Below are 17,661 nucleotides of genomic sequence, written 5' to 3' on the forward strand. Positions count from 1 at the left end.
TTAAAATCATCGTAAAATGCTTTATTTACAGAAGTTCTGAAGCATTTATATAAAAATACACCTCCCACTTTGAAAAACACGTTTGTCAGATATAAATTTCTTATTTGTTACAATAAAATAAGCTTTTCATTGCCAAAAAACACATAATTTTATCCGAATTTTTCCGCATCCATGGAGCGTTTTTTGGAATATCTTTCCTGTTTTTTGCCTACTTCATAGGATTTTCGTGCATCTGCATCAGTTTTTTAGCGTCTTTATAGACCCTGAATTTGCTGGGTGGGAAGCCATATTTCCGCTTAAAAGCCTTGCTCATCGTGGGCAAATCGGCATAACCGCATTCATAAGCAACCTCCGAAAGCGTCATGTCGGTATTCAAAAGAAGTTGCTCACAGCGCGTGATGCGCTTTTCAGCAAGCCATCCGTTGAATGAGATACCCAACTCGTCGGACAGGAAACTGGAAAGGTCGTCACGCGATATATTCAGCGTGTCGGCGACATCGTCCATCGTTATGTTGTTTTGCAGTAGGGGGAAAGGTTCCTGCTGAAGCCACTCTTCGACATTGCGCTCCAAGTCCTTAAACTTCAATTTTCTGTCCACAATATCGTATTTGATGATGGCTTGACGGAACTTCAAATGCCCGGCAAAGGTTGCAACCATCAGTGCCAGCAACAGAAACTTGAGAACGATGTGGAAGAGGATGGAATTGGAGAATTGCCCGATGAAAAGGACGATAATGCCTATTCCCCAAAATGTGAGGTAGCCACTCATCCGCTTCTCGTGGTTATCATAGGTGTTGATGTTCAGCTCGTTGACCACATGGCTGTATTTCCTATAAATCTGATAAATCAGATGCGCCATGAAAATGATGTTTAACAGCAGCATGACAAAGAGATAGAGGCGTGCACTGAAGTGGAGATTAGTGCGAGAAGCCCCTACGGCGAACTCCGTGAGCGAGAAATAGGAGTGAATATCCCCTTTCGACATGTTCCACCAGGCAAGGAGGGCTATGACGAGCACGTTGACATTCAGCATAATCAGATAGCTCTTCTGCTTGTGATAATCGGCATGGAACAGCGCCGTGAACGAGAAAAAGTAACTCTCATAAAGGAAATAAATCATCAGCAACGAGCCGATTGACAGAACCTCATGGTGGTTGTCATTGAATTTGGAGAATCCCAGTTCCATCGCCAAATATGCAGCAACGAAGAACGAAAGGACGAGGAACACCACCCGTTGGAAGCGGAAGGCAGGATTTGTGATGCTGCGTCCCACGAAGAAAAGGAGTATCGAGAACACGATCGACACCACCAAATCAATTCCCGTCATTATATAAAATAAGGTGTGCATACGCTTATATAGACTTACCTTTCTAAAGCATTGCTTTATTTCATTATAACAAACTCGTCAAATTTGGTTGCAAAAATAATAAAAAAAACTTAACAAACACCTATTTAAACACTTATTAACACAACATGTAATTTCCCATACTTCCGAATTTACACAAAAGAAACCGCACCGAAGGTATGCCTTTCAGTGCGGTTTTTCTACTGCATGTCAGCTCACGCTGTTAGTCGAAATTCACGGTCGGAGCTTTCTGCGCAGCGGCTTCAGCCTCGAACTTATCCATCGTTTTGAATCCGAACACGCCGGCAAAGAGCGATTTGGGGAAGCTGCGGATGCTGGTGTTGTAGTCCGTCACTGCCTTGTTATACTTCTGGCGTGCCTCGTTGATGCGGTTTTCCGAACCCTCAAGCTGGTCCTGCAGCGCCATAAAGTTTTCGTTCGCTTTCAGTTCAGGATAATTCTCGGTGATAGCCATGAGCTTGTTGAGTGCCGAACTCAGTTCGCCCTGCGCCTCCTGGAACTGCTTGATTTGCTCCGGAGTGGCGTTGGAGATGTCGATATTCATCTGCGTTGCCTTTGCCCTTGCGTTGACGACAGCTTCGAATGTTTCCTTCTCGTGCTTGGCGTAAGCTTTCACGGTGTTGACGAGATTCGGAATCAGGTCAGCCCGACGCTGATAAGTGGCTTGCAAGTCAGCCCACGTCTGTGTAGCCTTCTCCTGTGAACTTACCATTCCGTTGTAAGCAGAAATTGCCATCAAGACGATTACAGCAACCACTGCCAATCCAATAAAACTCTTCTTTTTCATTGTTTTCCTTATTTTATGGTTGATACTTACTTCTTTCACCAGCTTCCTCCGGCACCGCCGCCCCCGAACGTTCCGCCACCATAGGACCCGCCGCGGCTGCCACCACCGAAGGAGCCTCCACGACCGCCGCCGTATCTTGGACCGCGCGGGAAACGAATCCCTCCGTCGGTATCGAACCGACCGCCGCCCAAGCTGCCACCGCCATAGCCTCCATCAAATCCGCCACCGTTTTTCATCGCCCTGCGTATGAAAATAAAAATAGCAGTGAACAGACCCACCGTAATGACCAGTGACCAGAACGAACTGCCCGGTTCTTCAGAAGGATCGGTCATCACAACCTTTCCTGTCTTCATCTTGTTATAGATGACGTTACAGGTTTGAACCACCGCCAGATTAGGCTGGTAGAGCTTCATGTTCTCTGCAATATACACCCGTCCGATTTCCCCGCAAAGCGCATCAGTCAGATAGGCTTCCAGCCCCTGTCCCGGTGCTATAAAATACTGCTTATCTTCCGTCGCGATGACAACAATCAGTCCCGAGCGCGACTCCTTTCCTCCCACGCCATACTTGGCGCCCACATCCTGAGCCATGCGGTACGCATCTTGATTCTGCACTCGCCTGACAATGATGAACGCCGACTGTATGCCGCATTCTGTCTCCAATTTCCTCAGATACATGTTCGCTGAATCGCGCATGATGGGGTCCATGATGGAATCCGGATCAGAAACATATTGGTCGGAATCGCGCAGATGAACCATTTCAATATTCTCCGCATTCCAAACCTTCTCTTCCCGAACCGCTTCTCTCTCCGGGCTGCCTCCGCAATTACCGCCTAAAGCAAAGATACAGAGGAAAAGGACACAAAACCCTATGAAAACATATTTGGGGGATATCAATGAATTCATTGAGTAAATTCTTCGTCCTTTTTCTTGTTGAGTTTATCGTACAGTTCTTTGCACATCTCTACGACACCCTGATTCGGATTGTTGCGCTCCATGCTGGGCATCAGCTTTTCGTTCATCACCTTCGCAGCAAAGCTGTCGGGCAACTCATGCCCCATGCCTCTGCCTTTGAAAATGCCCCATTGACGATTTTCCACAGCAACAACAATCACCATGTCGCGATGCGGTCCGTTACCCGTTGCATAACGCTCTCCCAACTCTTCGGCAAAACTGTTTAAGTCAGCCGACTTTGCGCGCCCGACCACTACAATAGCCGAACGTATCTGGCTGTTCTTCTCCAGGCGCTTCATGAGTTTGTTCAGCTTGTCCTTATCTTTCGGAAGAATAAACCCGTCTGGGTCAGAAACAAACTGTGCCGTGTCTTTCTGGTGAACCAATTCAATGTCGGCAGCTCCCCAAGAAGGCAACTCGTCTTTCATCAACTCTCCTGCAGGTTTTTTATTACCCGAACATGCTGCCATCAAAATCAAGACAGCCACAATAGACAAGAAATTTTTCATAACCGTATGCTTTATTTCTATCGTTTGGACTGCAAATATAATCATTTATTTTCAATTGGCTACTTCTTTTAAAGAAAAAACCATTTCACCTTCGGAAAAGCACAAAAAGAATTAGTTTCTTTTTGCTTTGTCCTCGCTTAATCGTCTTTGGCTCACGCCTAAGGTACTCACGCTCGACAAAAAAAGAAAAACTTTCTTTTGTTTTGTTCTCGCTTAATCGTACCTTTGCAGGCATGAATCGAGAAACGGCTTCATATATCGTAGAACACGCAGAAGATGACGTGCGCCAACTGGCTCTTAAAAGCGTTCCAGAGGGCGTTGACCTGACGTTTGCTCTCGAACAAATCAGCGGCAGGCAAATGGCTTTGCGCAAGTTGCCGACATGGGCAGCAACCGAGTCCATCATCTATCCCCCACACTTGAATATGGAGCAGTGCTCCAGCGAGCACACCGCACAATACAAAGCACAACTCTGCCGAAAGCTGAACAGCCGGCAGACGATGGTTGACCTAACGGGAGGATACGGAGTGGATTTCTCATTCATGGCACGGGAATTTGAACACGCCGTGTATGTGGAACAACAACCGCTCCTCTGCGAACTGGCAACACACAACATGCCGATACTCGGAATTGACAATATTGATATAAAAAATGCCGATTCCATCGACTATATCAACTCCATCGAACACGTTTCCCTGCTGTTTCTTGACCCAGCACGACGCGACCTGAACGGCAGACGAACCTATGCGCTGGAAGACTGTTCGCCCGACGTGGTCTCTCTGCACAGACATTTACTGACGAAATGCGATTACCTATTGCTCAAACTCTCGCCGATGTTCGACTGGAGAGAGGCGACAAAACAGCTAGAGTATGTCTGCGAAGTGCATATTGTCAGCACGAAGAACGAGTGCAAGGAACTGCTGGTATTGCTGTCGCGCCAAGATGCACGACGACTGCGTGTCGTCTGTGCAAACGACGATGACGTGTTTGAGTTCTTCCCGGAAACAAAACCGGCAGAAAGAACATTTGCCGAACCAGCCTGCGGACAGTTCATTTATGAGCCAAACAGTTCTGTCATGAAAGCCGGCTGTTTCGATGAAGTGGCTCACCGGTGGGGCGTGGCTGCCATCGCACCGCATAGCCACTTGTTCGTTTCAGAGAAAGACATCCCGTCGTTTCCTGGACGGAAGTTTCAAATTTCCGCCATTTCATCGATGAATAAGCAGTCGCTCAAAACCCTTTTCACGGAAATACGACAAGCCAATGTAAGCGTCAGAAACTTCCCCATGAGCGCTCACGAACTGAAACAAAAACTCCACCTGAAAGATGGAGGAGACATTTATGTTTTTGGAACAACAACTAACAAGCGGCAACACATCCTTCTCGTTTGTCGCAAAAATGAAGAATGAAAATGGAAAAAGAACGGCTTTGGAACGCTAATTATAATAAGGTGATGTTCTCAAACTTCGCCCTCAACTTCTCTTTCTATGTGCTCACGCCACTGCTGCCGCTCTATCTGAGCGAACATTTTGCGGCAACGAAAGACGTCATCGGACTGGTCCTTTCGGGCTACACCATCACGGCACTGCTGTTCCGCCCGTTCAGTGGCTACATCGTTGACACGTTTTCGCGAAAAGCAGTTTTGCTCTTCTGCCTGTTGCTCAACGTCGTTTTCTTTTTAGGCTACCTCGCCGCTTCCACCCTTTTACTCTTTACCATTGTCCGGACCATGCACGGTGCACCTTTCGGAGGCGCTACCGTTGCCAACAGCACCATCGCCATCGACGTGCTGCCGTCCAGTCGGCGAAACGAAGGAATCGGATTCTATGGGATAAGCAACAACATTGCCACAGCCATAGCACCCACCATCGGCATCTCCGTCTATAAAATGACGGGCAATTTCGAGATGCTTTTCTGGATGGCATTTGTCGTTGCCTTTCTCGGCATGGCTGTGGTTGCAACCACCCAGACTCCACAGCGGGAGCCGGAAAGCGGCAAACGTCCCCTCTCCCTCGACCGGTTTTTCCTCTTACGGGGCTGGACGCTTGCTCTCGCCATCGCCTGCTTCGGACTTTGTTACGGCATCCTGAGCAACTACCTCGCCATCTACGGCAAAGAACGGTTGGGCATCACCAGTGGCACAGGCACCTATTTCATGCTCCTCTCCTTAGGTCTTATCCTCTCCCGTCTGCAGGGAGCCACCGCGCTGCGCAAAGGACGCCTCATCCGTAATGCCAGCGAGGGCGTACTCATCTCCACGATCGGATATACGCTCTTTACCATCTCCGACAGCATGTGGGGTTATTATGGCTCGGCACTGCTCATCGGACTGGGTAATGGTCACATGTGGCCAGCCATCCAAAACATGATTATCGGCATGGCGCACCACAACGAGCGAGGCACAGCCAACTCTACCCTGCTCACGGCATGGGACTTGGGTGTCGGCTTGGGCATCCTGCTCGGTGGCGTGTTGGCAGAGCTTTTCGACTATGGTGCTGCATTCTGGAGCATGGTCATCGTGCATATTGCCGGTGTTGCCGTCTATTTCCTGCTGGTTCGGCAATCCTACATCAAACACAGAATACACCTTCCGTAGAACATTCGTCGGGCTTTTATTTGCGGCACTTAATTTTTTTTCTTACTTTTGCGCCACATTGTTTGCCTGATACTCAGGCGAAAGAGTAAACGAGAAACAAAACAATAAGAAATATGAAACTGACAATGAAATCGCTTTCAAAGGCAGCCTATGCACTGCTCGTCGTAACAGCCATGACCGCTTGTTCGGAAAAGAAATTCCATGTAACGGGAAAAATCGCACAAGCAAAAGACTCGGTGCTCTATTTTGAAAACATGTCGCTTGACGGTCCGCAAATCGTTGATTCCGTCAAGCTGGATGGTGACGGAGGCTTTTCTTTCGATGGAGTTGCACCAGACGCCCCAGAGTTCTACCGGTTGCGAATTGCCGGTCAAATCATCAACGTCGCCATTGATTCGACGGAGACCGTCAACGTCAATGCCGCCTACCCGTCCATGGCAACCCAATACACGATTGAAGGCTCTGAGAATAACCTGAAAATCAAGGAGCTCACACTTCGCCAAATGGCACTGCAGGCGCAAGCACAAGCCGTTGTCAACAATCCGCAACTGGGAATCAATGCCGTAGAAGACAGTATTTTTAAGATGATAGACACCTACAAGGACGATATCAAAAAGAACTTTATCTATAAAGAGCCCATGAAGTCGTACGCCTATTTTGCGCTCTTCCAGGGTATTGTCGTAGGAAACTCCTACTTGATGGTGTTCGATCCACGCCAGAATCCTGACGATGTCAAGGCTTTCGCTGCGATTGCCACCAGCTGGGACACCTACTATCCAGGCTCGCTGCGCGGAGAGAACCTCCACAACATCGCGCTCCAAAACATGAAAGACCAGCGCATCGTGCAAAATCAGGAACAAAGCATAGAAATTGATGCCGATAAAGTGTCGATGGCGAACTTAATCGATATTGCCCTGACCGACAATAAGGGAAACATCCGCCGACTGACCGACCTCGCAGGAAAAGTTGTTTTGCTCGATTTTCATCTCTTTTCCGGGAAGGGTTCCACGCAGCGCATCATGATGCTGCGCGAACTATACAACAAGTATCATGACCGGGGATTGGAAATCTACCAAGTTTCGCTCGATGAAGACGAACATTTCTGGAAGACACAGACAGCTGCCTTGCCGTGGATATGCGTCCGCGACAACGGAACACGCACACAGGCATATCTGGCGACGGTCAAGAGCATTCCCTGCGACTTTATCATCAATCGGGAAAATACCGTCATCAAGGCACCCAGACAAATCAAGGATCTTAACGCAGACATTGCTGCACAGCTTTAATTCCGACAAGCAACATGAAAATCAATATCCTCCTGTGCGACACTTTCCCGGGACTGCTGCCTGAGTATATCCCATCCTATACTTCGATGTTCACGAAACTTTTCTCGTCGGTCTCCGAAGACGTGACCTTCGACGAGTTTCGCACCTTTGAGGGAGAACTCCCTGAGAAATTGTCGCCCGAAGATATTTACTTGATTACGGGCTGCAACCAAAGCGCCTATGCGCAGCTGCCCTGGATTGAAAACCTGCTTGAATGGATTAAGCGGGCTGCACGCCAGCATACAAAACTGGTTGGAATCTGTTTCGGTCACCAAGCCATCTGTCTTGCGCTGGGAGGAGATGTCAAGCGTTATCCCGGCGGATGGGGCATGGGAATTCGGGAGTCTGAGATTGACGATGACGACATGAAGCGGTTCTTTCCGAACGAAAAGCTGAGTCTGCTCTATAATCACCACGACCAAGTGACGGCTCTGCCCCATGATGCTGTCTGTCTTGCAAGCAGCGAATTTTGCCACTACGATGCCGTCCGCATAGGCAACCACATCCTTACCTTCCAAGGACATCCGGAGTATGTGCCCGAATATGAGCAACACCTTCTGGAATACCACTCAGAAGGAGAAGACCCGCAGGTCATTGATGCAGCATGGCGCTCCATCGAACAAAAGAAACATTTGGGAAAAGAAGTGGCGCGCTTTATCCTGCACTTCTTCAAATAAGTGGGGTCATAACAATTTCTCCAACTCTTCCTTGATGGTCTGCTCGTCGAGTCCTTGTGCCACGACACGCCCATTCTTCAAGAGCATATTGTCGGGAATCCCCATCAGTCCGAGCGTCTCAAGCAACGGTCCGTCAACCATTTCTCCGTCGCAGACTGTCGTCCAGCGAATCGTGTCCCGCTCAAGAATCTCCTTACACTTTTTTACGTCCCCATCAATACAGATGCCAAGCAGCGTCAGGCGCTCTCCGTATTTTCGCTTCAGGTTTTTCAACTGCCGTTGCAACGTCGTGCTTTCATGATTCCATGATGCCCACACGTTGACAATGGCGACTCCTTTGTTCAACTGCTTGTCAGAGAACGTATTTCCGTTGACATCTTTTGCTGAAAACGAGCGTATTGCGGCGTTTTTCCCGACTCTTTTCAACACGCTGAGTTGTTGTTTCATCTGAACGAGCAGACCGTTTTTGGGCTGCTTCTCCAGCAAGGTTGCCACCAACTTGTCAGCCTTTTGATAATCGGGCTCCATAGCATGCAAGAAATATTTTCGCACCAGATATCCGCCAACGGGCGATTCCGGGTGGTCGTTGATGAAGTTTTCGGCATGTTTCAAGATTTCCGGCGGAGAGGAATTGGCTATCTGCAGGCGGAACTTGGTCATCAGCTCATTGCTCTTCGTTCCCGTCATCTCCATTTCTTTCAAGTGAGACGCGTCGGCATTGATTTCCACCTTTCCGCCAGGCTCAGCAAAGACAGGCTGCTCCGAAAAGTTTGGAAACACCATGACCAACACCGTCGGACTCTCACAAGGCATCTCATAGGCAAAGCGTCCGCCCTGCACCTTAATCGTGTCCAATCCATTGATTGTACCGTCAAGGCTATAGACGAACAACTCACTTTGATTCATGTGAAGAAAACGGCCTTCAATCTTAAAATAACCGCTTTTCCCGCCACATGAAGCCAGAAGGAGAACTGCTGCCGCTATTGCCAGAGACCGTATGATTCGCATCCTTTTTTCCTATTTGCTTACGTTCTTCAATTCGATGTCTTTCTCGGCAACTGCCCTGAGCGACGCATCTTGCGCGAAAGCACGCTGCAGACAGTTTGCTGCCGACGGGTTGTTTCCTTCGCGGGCATACAGCACGGCAGCCAGATAATTGGTCGTAGCGTCTGCATTCTTCATTGTTTCCAAAATCTTTTCTGCCTCGGCGTAATGCTTGTTGAGGATACATGCCAGCAGCGCACTTTTTGTCGATTTGTCAGCCAGCAGACTTTCCGCTGCTGCGTATTTGCCCTGTGCCAGACAGAGGATGGCTGTCGCCTCATCAAGACGATTGCCGCCGGCTGCCTTCGAAAGTTCGGCTTCCGCCCCTGCCAAATCACCATCTGCCAACGTCAGAAGTCCCTTGTTGGCACGGGCTTCCGCCAGCTGTCCGTTGACTTGCAGCGCGCGCTCAACATATTTTTTTGCCTCAGCCAGATTCTTTTCCTTGAATGCCAACACGCCCAGATTGTTCCAGGCACGGGCATCGGCGGGATAAACCTGCGTTATCTTCTGATAGATTTGTTTTTGTTCAGCCCTTTCATCTGTCAGCGTTGCCGCATAGAGCAGCTCTTCCACCGAGAGTTTCTGAGGGTCGGAAAGATATTGCGAACGGATTTGCTCGTCCGAACGTCCGATTGTTTCATAGTTGATAATCAGGCGGGAGCGTCGCAGTTCGGGCAACACCTCGTCTGCCAGTCCTCTGAATGCGACTCCCATATTGCGCATTTTCTCCTCGCGCTGCTGCGGGTCGTCATACATCGAAAGCACTCTCAGGATGACTTCCTTGTCTTGGATGTTGGAGGCTCTCACGAGCTGCTGGAATCCGTCCCAGTCCTGTGCTGTGTAGCGTGCTGCCACCTGGGCGTCCACCTTGTTTTGTTTCAACACGTCTTCCACGTAATTTTTGCTGGCATCCTGCCGCTTTCCTGCCAGTCGGTCGTTAAACGAGAATCCTCCTTCCGGCGATGCGTATGCCTGCACTTCCACGTTTTTCAGGTTCAGCTTTTCCCGGTCGGCATTGATTCGTTTCAGTAAAGCCACAAACTCCTGCACGGAATTGTTTTTCAATTCGCTCTTCCGCAGTTCAGCCTGATTGACCAGGAACTTCACCGTCGCCTCGTAACGCTGGTTGGTGATTCGCTGGAACGAGTCGGGCGACAGGCACAATCCGTCCTCGTCGAGTATTCTTTTATAGAATTCCAACGTAGCCATCACACCATCGGCGAGATGCAGGTGGGGCAGATTCACGCTTCTCTTGCCCACTTTTGCCTGAAATGTCATCAGCAGATTGCTGTTGCGATAGGCGTCCGTATAGTCGAATGCGTGGTTCAGGGAGAAGTTGGTTCCCCGCTGTTTGAAGATGACCTGGTGGTTGTCTATGACGTTTTCGCCTTGGAAAGTCACGCTTTCACCTCTCTGCAGCTCTTCTCCCGTAGCCGAGACGAGCACCGGAGTCATCGTTATGACAGCCTTTTTGTGCATCCACTTGGCAGGAATCTTTCCGTTGATAACCACGGGAATCTGCCCACCCTTCACCTCCATGGGTGTCGGTGTCGTGAAAAACTGTTCTGCCGCGAGCGGTTTCAGCTGACTGCTACACGAATTGAATAATAAAACGGATGCTGAACAAATGACTGTAAAAAGGAGTTTTCTCATAATCAATCTATTTTTTGATGTGCCGCGAGCGGGACTCGAACCCGCACAGCCATTACTGGCCAAGGGATTTTAAGTCCCTCGTGTCTACCAATTCCACCATTGCGGCATTGTGAAAACCAACAAAATAATGAGCGGCAAACGAGGCTCGAACTCGCGACCCCGACCTTGGCAAGGTCGTGCTCTACCAACTGAGCTATTGCCGCAAAGCAAGGCTATCCTTGTTTTTCGGCTGCAAAGATAATGATTTATTCTTAATTACCGAAATTTGTGTGTCCATTTTTGTTTTCAACGGTTTATTCCAAAACAAATTGCGAGGTTTGATGCCATTATTGGACAATAACTCCCCCTCATCTAAATTTCACGATACAATCAATGCAAATCGGACGTGAACTGACATCATCAATAAAAACATTTGCGGGGTGCATATCTTCGAGTGCCAAGCGTTCTGAAATATAGCTAATGCCTTGTCCGTCACAATTGTCGCGAAATCCCTTTGCCGCCACCATATTGTCTATTTCCTCTTTCGTTGCCAACCTCTGGCAACGAACATATGGCTGCGTAAGGATAATACGCATGAGGTTATCACTATCACGTGTAAATCCAATTACATGCATAGCTGTTTCGGGGAATAGGTAATTATGAAGCACGATGGCATCAAGAGCCTTTTGGGTAGTTGAATAAATAGAGGCACGCTCTTTGATGACAGAGGTATCGCCATCCCTATAATAAACTTTTGCTTCAGCACCTTGAGCTATCTTCGGTCCAAAGGTGTCAATGAGAATCTGTTCCGAATTGTCAACCCACAATTGTGCGGCTTTAGCCCACTGCTCTATGAGCGTCTCCTGATATTCATCTATTTCCCAGTTTGCCGGGCTTCCTTTGCCGCCTTCAGCATTGCGACCTGCCGTAATGCTTGCTGTCGCGTAGCTTGCGACGATGGCCGCCCCAATGAGGACCTTACCTGCCGTGCAGAATCCTGCATGCTCTGGAGAATCGTAGCGATAAAAGTCTCTTGTCCCATTCTGTATTTCATTAATTAGTTGATCTATCTGCAGAAGAGTTGACTGCCTGAAACCATCAGTCTTTATTGCTAAATAAATGTCTTTCAGCTCGTCCATCCTTCCGTTTGATAAGTTTATCATTGCAAAGATAGTTGAATCTTTACAAACCACCAAATCTTTGACATAGAATTATACGTTTTGACACGCCGATTCGCCCCTGCGGGAAGACGATGTGGGGAGCCGGATGGCGTGTCGGCTTGAACGAAATGGCGAGGGTGATAGTTAGTGTTCATATTGCAACTAAAAAACGCCCGTTTTGGCGCGCCCGATGCAAATGCTTGCGATATTTCAAAAATAAAATCTTGCGGTCGGGAAAACCGCCTGTTTTCAGCAACATCCGTAATCGTCTGACACAAAGAATCTTACAGCGGCGATGCCGCTTTTTCGCTGCGAAAAGATGATGATGGGCGCGCGAAAGTGCCACTTTCGCACCCTCAAAGTTCAACTTTCACCCTCCAAAAGTCTAACTATTACCTCCCAAAAGTGCAACTTTTGCGCACAGAAAAGGCGATTTCTTGCAACATTTATGCGAAACCGACAGCAAAACCGTATATCTTTCCACGAAACATACCATCCCTCTCGCCACTCATTTTCTAAAATCCCAAAAATCGCTTGTCAAGATATTTGCCGAAAAATTAACGCTTTTAACTTAAAATCCGCCCCGATTTTAACAATTCGCGAGTCCGATGATGCAAAAATTCGGGCGGATACACCGATCCGCCCCTAAACGAAGCAAACAATGGAGCATGAGACCTACCCTCCTGAAGAATAAAAAAACGTAGCTTTTTTGTCTTTAGTATGGTGATAATCCCATTTCAATGCGCTGCTGACGAGTGTCACCTCCACCCTTTGTACAACTGCCAAGACAGTTCCCAAGAAACAATAGGACAAAAAAGATGATACAGAGCATGGCAGAAATGCTGAATGAATTAAACAGATGGTGTCCGCTTGTCTCTTCATCCTTGGTAAAGATATATGCCACGGTACCAAAGATGATGGCGAGTATGATGTAGTATTTGAAACTACTTAATCCCACTCCATATCCTACAAAAAAAGCCGAAGCGATACTTATTATCGCAATGGCAGCAGATGCCTTTTCTAATATTTTTTTGAAGTTCATATATTATAAATCGAGAAATTATTGTGGCTGCATCCGTATATTACGTGAGTGTTGGCTTTTGCTTATCGTTAAAGGTATTATAAACCACAACTCGAATGCAAATATAGGAATTTATTTTGAAAAACAAAAAAAATCTCCCACCTCCCGAGAGAAAAAGAGGTGAGAGACTTCTTGAGTTTGGATGGATAGGTTTTTACTTCCATCTCCAGCGTTCGATGTGCAATCCTTCTGACTGTGCCGCGCTAAAAGGCGGACGTCTTTGCACCAATGCGGGCAAAGGTGTTGCCCGGGGACAGAGACCTACTCTGTCGTGTTTGTCTTAGGCGCTGCAGCGAATCCCGACGTCTGCTTCAGATTCAATGTCGTGGACTCGTTGGTCAGCGTGAGGTTTTCGCCAGACAGGGTGTAGTTGAAGGTCACGTCTTGCAACTTGATGGTGCCCGTTGTCTCGTCGGTCGGCTCAATAACCGCCTGACCGCTTCCCATCGTGTACCATTTCTCGTCTTCCTTGAACTTGTAGTAAGTGCGGAAGGTGCCCGCTTCCGTCAGGTCGATCACCACGCCGCTGTATTTCTCCAGCTGAGCGCTGTCGTTATTGAAGAATGCGGCGATGTTTTCCACTTCCCATTGTTGGTTGATGACCGGTCCATCGTGATGATTGTTTACTGCCATCGTGCTCACTGCGAACATTGCCAGCGCTGCCAGCATCATGCTCTTCAAATTCATTACCTTTTTCATAATCGTCTTACTTTAATAATTTAATAATAGATATTGATTGATTAAACTCTTGCCGCCCGAGAAGGAACGTGCGGCAGTTTTTCTCTGTTGCCTCCATCGGCTTGACTTCGGTGCAAATATATGTTCGACTCTCTCTTTCTGCAAATAATTGCTTTATTTTTCCAATAGATTAACATATTTATTCATGTTTCGCCCCAATATATACATAAATATACGGAAATGGACATGTTTCTACATAAATATACATCTGTATGGAAATCGAAATACTTATTTGCATAATCGCCTTCCCGACAGCGAAAGATGTATAAATGTGTTATCGTTTGGCGGTTCTGTTCCGAATAAAAACGGGCTTTTATTTTGTTTTGTGCCCACTTCGTTGTATTTTTGCATCAAATCATTCATGCCATGAAGAACAACAATGAACAAATAGAGCGCATACAGGCGATGGAAGAACGGTTTGACCAGCTTTCGCAAGCGGCAGAAAGGCTGTCAACTGCCCTGAAACAGTATGAGGAGATGCAAGAGGCGGCGACCATACTTGGCGAATATTATGGCAGCGATGAGTGGAAAAAGGACTTCGCTGACGATGAAAAGGGGTTGTTGCCTGCCGATTTGAAGCGTGGCGTCTTGTCGGAAGACGGCGTGTGGAACCTGCTCTCCGACCATCACGACCTCATCGCCCGCATGCAAAACCTTGTGAAGCGAGGTCGCAATAATAAGAAGATGTGACTTCGATTTGAAGACAAAACGCTGCCTTGCCCCTTAGGCGCACTTGTTCAAGATGGGCGGCACCTCAGCACTAAAAATGAAATTTCTTTATGATACAGGCTTATAATCTCGGAAATTATACTTAATTTTGCGGGGTAAAAAGAATTTTCAAGAAACCGGAACTTTACAAATATGGATTACAACTTCAGCGAAATTGAGAAAAAATGGCAGAAAAGATGGGTTGAACAGAAGACCTATCGGGTAACAGAAGACAAGCAGCGTGAGAAATTTTATGTACTCAACATGTTCCCTTATCCATCGGGAGCAGGGCTCCATGTGGGGCATCCGCTTGGATACATCGCATCGGATATCTACGCACGCTACAAACGACTGAAGGGATTCAACGTGCTCAACCCGATGGGCTACGACGCCTATGGTCTGCCTGCTGAGCAATATGCCATACAGACTGGTCAGCATCCTGAGAAGACGACCAACGAGAATATCGACCGCTATCGGAGCCAGTTGGACAAAATCGGCTTCTCGTTTGACTGGGAAAGAGAGGTGCGCACCTGTGCACCTGATTACTATAAGTGGACGCAATGGGCGTTCGTAAAAATGTTCGACTCGTTCTATTGCAACACTTGTGGCAAGGCACAGCCTATCACAAAGCTCATCGAGCATTTCGAACAGCAAGGCACTGAAGGACTGGACGCTGCACAGTCGGAAGAACTTTCGTTCACGGCAGCCGAGTGGAAGGCGATGAACGAATGCGAGCGCCAGCAGGTGCTCATGAATTACCGCATCGCCTATCTGGGCGAAACGATGGTGAACTGGTGCGCCGGACTGGGCACCGTGCTTGCCAACGACGAGGTGGTGGATGGCGTTTCGGTGCGCGGCGGCTATCCTGTGGTGCAGAAGAAGATGCGCCAGTGGTGCCTCCGTGTCTCGGCATACGCACAGCGGTTGCTCGACGGATTGGACCAAGTGGATTGGACCGATTCGCTGAAGGAGACGCAACGCAACTGGATTGGACGTTCCGAAGGTACGGAGATGCAATTCAAGGTGGCTGGCAGCGACCTGTCGTTTACGATTTTCACCACTCGCGCCGACACGATTTTCGGCGTGACGTTCATGGTCCTGGCGCCCGAAAGCGAACTGGTCAGCCAACTGACGACCGACGAACAGCGGGCGGCTGTCGATGAATATCTGGATTATGTGAAGAAGCGCACGGAGCGTGAGCGCCAGATGGGACACAAGGTGACGGGCGTCTTCTCCGGCTCGTATGCCGTCAATCCGTTCACGGGAGAGAATATTCCCATCTGGATTAGCGAATACGTATTGGCTGGCTATGGCACGGGAGCGATTATGGCGGTACCTGCCCACGACTCTCGCGACTACACTTTCGCCAAACATTTCAACCTGCCTATCGTACCGCTGATTGAAGGTGCCGACATTTCTGAGGAGAGTTTCGATGCCAAAGAGGGCACCGTGATGAATTCGCCCTGCGACGGTGTGAAGACCTTGGATGGTTTTTCGCTGAACGGACTCAGCGTGAAAGATGCCATTCAGCGCACGAAAGAGTTTGTGACGGCGCACGCCCTCGGACGTGTGAAGGTGAACTACCGCCTGCGCGATGCCATTTTCTCGCGCCAGCGCTACTGGGGCGAGCCGTTTCCCGTCTATTATAAAGAAGGTATGCCCTACGCGTTGCCTATCGAGAAGTTGCCGCTGGAGCTTCCTGAAATCGACGAATATAAACCGACGGAAAGCGGAGAGCCACCCCTCGGACGCGCCACGAAGTGGGCTTGGGACACCGAGAAGGAGTGCGTGGTGGACAAATCGCTCATCAACCACACAACGATTTTCCCGCTCGAGCTCAACACCATGCCGGGTTTTGCCGGCTCTTCTGCCTACTACCTGCGCTATATGGACCCGCACAACAGCGAGGCGCTCGTGTCGAAAGATGCCGATGAATACTGGCAAAACGTCGACCTCTACGTCGGAGGAACGGAACATGCCACCGGTCACTTGATTTATTCGCGCTTCTGGAACAAATTCCTTTACGACATCGGTACCAGCTGTAAGGACGAGCCGTATAAGAAACTGGTCAACCAAGGCATGATACAAGGACGCTCGAACTTTGTCTATCGCATCAACGACGAGCACGCGAAGGACCAACCGACGTTCGTATCGGTCGGACTGAAAGACCAGTATGACGTCACACCCATCCACGTGGATGTGAACATTGTGTCGAACGACATCCTCGACATCGAGGCTTTCAAGGCGTGGAACCCGGAATACAAGAACGCTGAATTCATCTTCGAAGACGGCACAAAAGGCAGCCAAGCTCCCACCGGCAGCCACTACAAATGCGGCTGGGCGATTGAGAAGATGTCGAAGTCGATGTTCAACGTGGTGAATCCCGACATGATTGTCGAGAAATACGGCGCCGACACGCTCCGCCTCTACGAGATGTTCCTCGGACCGGTGGAGCAATCGAAGCCGTGGGACACGAACGGCATTGACGGTTGCCACCGCTTCTTGAAGAAACTCTGGAAACTCTTCACGCCCGAAGACAATTACTGGCAAGACAAGAGCCACTGGGACGGTGAGCCGACAGCCGACGAACTGAAGAGCGTGCACAAGCTCATCAAGAAAGTTTCGCAGGACATTGAGCAGTTCTCCTACAACACCAGCATTTCCGCTTTCATGATCTGTACGAACGAACTGACGCAACTCAAGTGCCGCAACCGCGCACTGCTCTCACAGGTCGTGGTGCTACTGGCACCGTTTGCGCCACACATCGCTGAAGAATTGTGGGAAATGCTCGGACACGAAGGTAGCGTCTGCGATGCACAATGGCCGCAATGGGACGAGAAATATCTGGTGGAAAGCGAAATGCAACTCACCATCTCGTTCAACGGAAAGGCACGCTTCCAGATGCTTTTCCCAGCTGATGCCGACAACGGACAGATTGAAAAGGCTGCGCTTGCCGACGAGCGCTCGCTGAAATATCTGGAAGGAAAGCAGGTGGTGAAGGTGATTATCGTGCCGAAACGCATCGTCAACATCGTGGTGAAAGGCTGATTCGGACGGCAAAAAGAGAAACGAAAAAATAATC

General features: G+C 48.8%; 15 protein-coding genes and 2 tRNA genes. 6 read left to right on the forward strand and 11 right to left on the reverse strand.

The window, feature by feature from the left end; translation table 11 throughout:
- Positions 1–208: 208 nt before the first annotated feature.
- From GRF55_RS11225 to GRF55_RS11240, 4 genes are all read right to left on the reverse strand, one after another.
- On the reverse strand, positions 209–1,348 hold the full coding sequence (locus tag GRF55_RS11225; RefSeq protein ID WP_220368479.1) for a helix-turn-helix transcriptional regulator: 1,140 nt from the start codon (positions 1,346–1,348) through the stop codon (positions 209–211).
- A 220-nt stretch (positions 1,349–1,568) separates the two neighbouring features.
- A complete protein-coding gene (locus GRF55_RS11230; protein ID WP_220368480.1) occupies positions 1,569–2,153 on the reverse strand; it encodes a LemA family protein in 585 nt (194 codons plus the stop codon).
- A gap of 35 nt (positions 2,154–2,188) precedes the next feature.
- Positions 2,189–3,058: a TPM domain-containing protein gene (locus tag GRF55_RS11235; RefSeq protein WP_220368481.1), complete on the reverse strand. Its 870-nt coding sequence runs from the start codon at positions 3,056–3,058 to the stop codon at positions 2,189–2,191.
- Positions 3,055–3,615 carry a TPM domain-containing protein gene (locus GRF55_RS11240; RefSeq protein WP_220368482.1) on the reverse strand — a complete coding sequence of 187 codons (561 nt, stop codon included), beginning with the start codon at positions 3,613–3,615 and terminating at the stop codon, positions 3,055–3,057. The genes GRF55_RS11235 and GRF55_RS11240 overlap by 4 nt, the downstream gene beginning before the upstream one ends.
- 233 nt (positions 3,616–3,848) lie before the next feature.
- Between GRF55_RS11240 and GRF55_RS11245 the strand changes: the two genes are divergently transcribed.
- The 4 genes from GRF55_RS11245 to GRF55_RS11260 all read left to right on the forward strand — a co-directional run bounded on the left by GRF55_RS11245 (position 3,849) and on the right by GRF55_RS11260 (position 8,213).
- Entirely contained in the window at positions 3,849–5,024 is a 1,176-nt protein-coding gene (locus GRF55_RS11245) for a class I SAM-dependent methyltransferase (RefSeq protein ID WP_220368483.1), read from the forward strand.
- A complete protein-coding gene (locus tag GRF55_RS11250) occupies positions 5,021–6,211 on the forward strand; it encodes an MFS transporter (protein WP_220368484.1) in 1,191 nt (396 codons plus the stop codon). The genes GRF55_RS11245 and GRF55_RS11250 overlap by 4 nt, the downstream gene beginning before the upstream one ends.
- 113 nt (positions 6,212–6,324) lie before the next feature.
- On the forward strand, positions 6,325–7,497 hold the full coding sequence (locus GRF55_RS11255) for a DUF4369 domain-containing protein (RefSeq protein ID WP_220368485.1): 1,173 nt from the start codon (positions 6,325–6,327) through the stop codon (positions 7,495–7,497).
- Between the two features lie 14 nt (positions 7,498–7,511).
- Positions 7,512–8,213 carry a hypothetical protein gene (locus tag GRF55_RS11260; RefSeq protein ID WP_220368486.1) on the forward strand — a complete coding sequence of 234 codons (702 nt, stop codon included), beginning with the start codon at positions 7,512–7,514 and terminating at the stop codon, positions 8,211–8,213.
- A gap of 6 nt (positions 8,214–8,219) precedes the next feature.
- On the opposite strand, the gene GRF55_RS11265 is transcribed toward GRF55_RS11260, so the two are convergent.
- From GRF55_RS11265 to GRF55_RS11295, 7 genes are all read right to left on the reverse strand, one after another.
- Positions 8,220–9,221, reverse strand: coding sequence for a TlpA disulfide reductase family protein (locus tag GRF55_RS11265; RefSeq protein ID WP_220368487.1), 1,002 nt, complete (start codon positions 9,219–9,221; stop codon positions 8,220–8,222).
- A 9-nt stretch (positions 9,222–9,230) separates the two neighbouring features.
- Positions 9,231–10,913 (reverse strand): lipopolysaccharide assembly protein LapB, encoded by a 1,683-nt coding sequence (locus GRF55_RS11270; protein ID WP_220368488.1) that lies wholly within the window; start codon positions 10,911–10,913, stop codon positions 9,231–9,233.
- Between the two features lie 20 nt (positions 10,914–10,933).
- Positions 10,934–11,019, reverse strand: a tRNA-Leu gene (locus GRF55_RS11275).
- A 24-nt stretch (positions 11,020–11,043) separates the two neighbouring features.
- Positions 11,044–11,116 (reverse strand) — tRNA-Gly (locus tag GRF55_RS11280).
- 144 nt (positions 11,117–11,260) lie between these two features.
- Complete coding sequence (locus tag GRF55_RS11285; RefSeq protein WP_220368489.1) at positions 11,261–12,031, reverse strand: hypothetical protein; 771 nt, start codon at positions 12,029–12,031, stop codon at positions 11,261–11,263.
- A 736-nt stretch (positions 12,032–12,767) separates the two neighbouring features.
- Positions 12,768–13,010: a hypothetical protein gene (locus GRF55_RS11290; RefSeq protein WP_220368490.1), complete on the reverse strand. Its 243-nt coding sequence runs from the start codon at positions 13,008–13,010 to the stop codon at positions 12,768–12,770.
- A gap of 384 nt (positions 13,011–13,394) precedes the next feature.
- Positions 13,395–13,832 carry a hypothetical protein gene (locus tag GRF55_RS11295; protein WP_220368491.1) on the reverse strand — a complete coding sequence of 146 codons (438 nt, stop codon included), beginning with the start codon at positions 13,830–13,832 and terminating at the stop codon, positions 13,395–13,397.
- A gap of 405 nt (positions 13,833–14,237) precedes the next feature.
- On the opposite strand from GRF55_RS11295, the gene GRF55_RS11300 reads away from it, so the two are divergent.
- Together GRF55_RS11300 and leuS are read left to right on the forward strand one after the other, a co-directional pair.
- Positions 14,238–14,561: a DUF4298 domain-containing protein gene (locus GRF55_RS11300; protein ID WP_220368492.1), complete on the forward strand. Its 324-nt coding sequence runs from the start codon at positions 14,238–14,240 to the stop codon at positions 14,559–14,561.
- A gap of 171 nt (positions 14,562–14,732) precedes the next feature.
- Entirely contained in the window at positions 14,733–17,627 is a 2,895-nt protein-coding gene (gene leuS / locus GRF55_RS11305) for a leucine--tRNA ligase (protein WP_220368493.1), read from the forward strand.
- Positions 17,628–17,661: the final 34 nt, after the last annotated feature.

Origin of the sequence: Prevotella sp. Rep29, from assembly GCF_019551475.1 — a bacterium.
In the GTDB taxonomy this organism is placed as follows: domain Bacteria; phylum Bacteroidota; class Bacteroidia; order Bacteroidales; family Bacteroidaceae; genus Prevotella.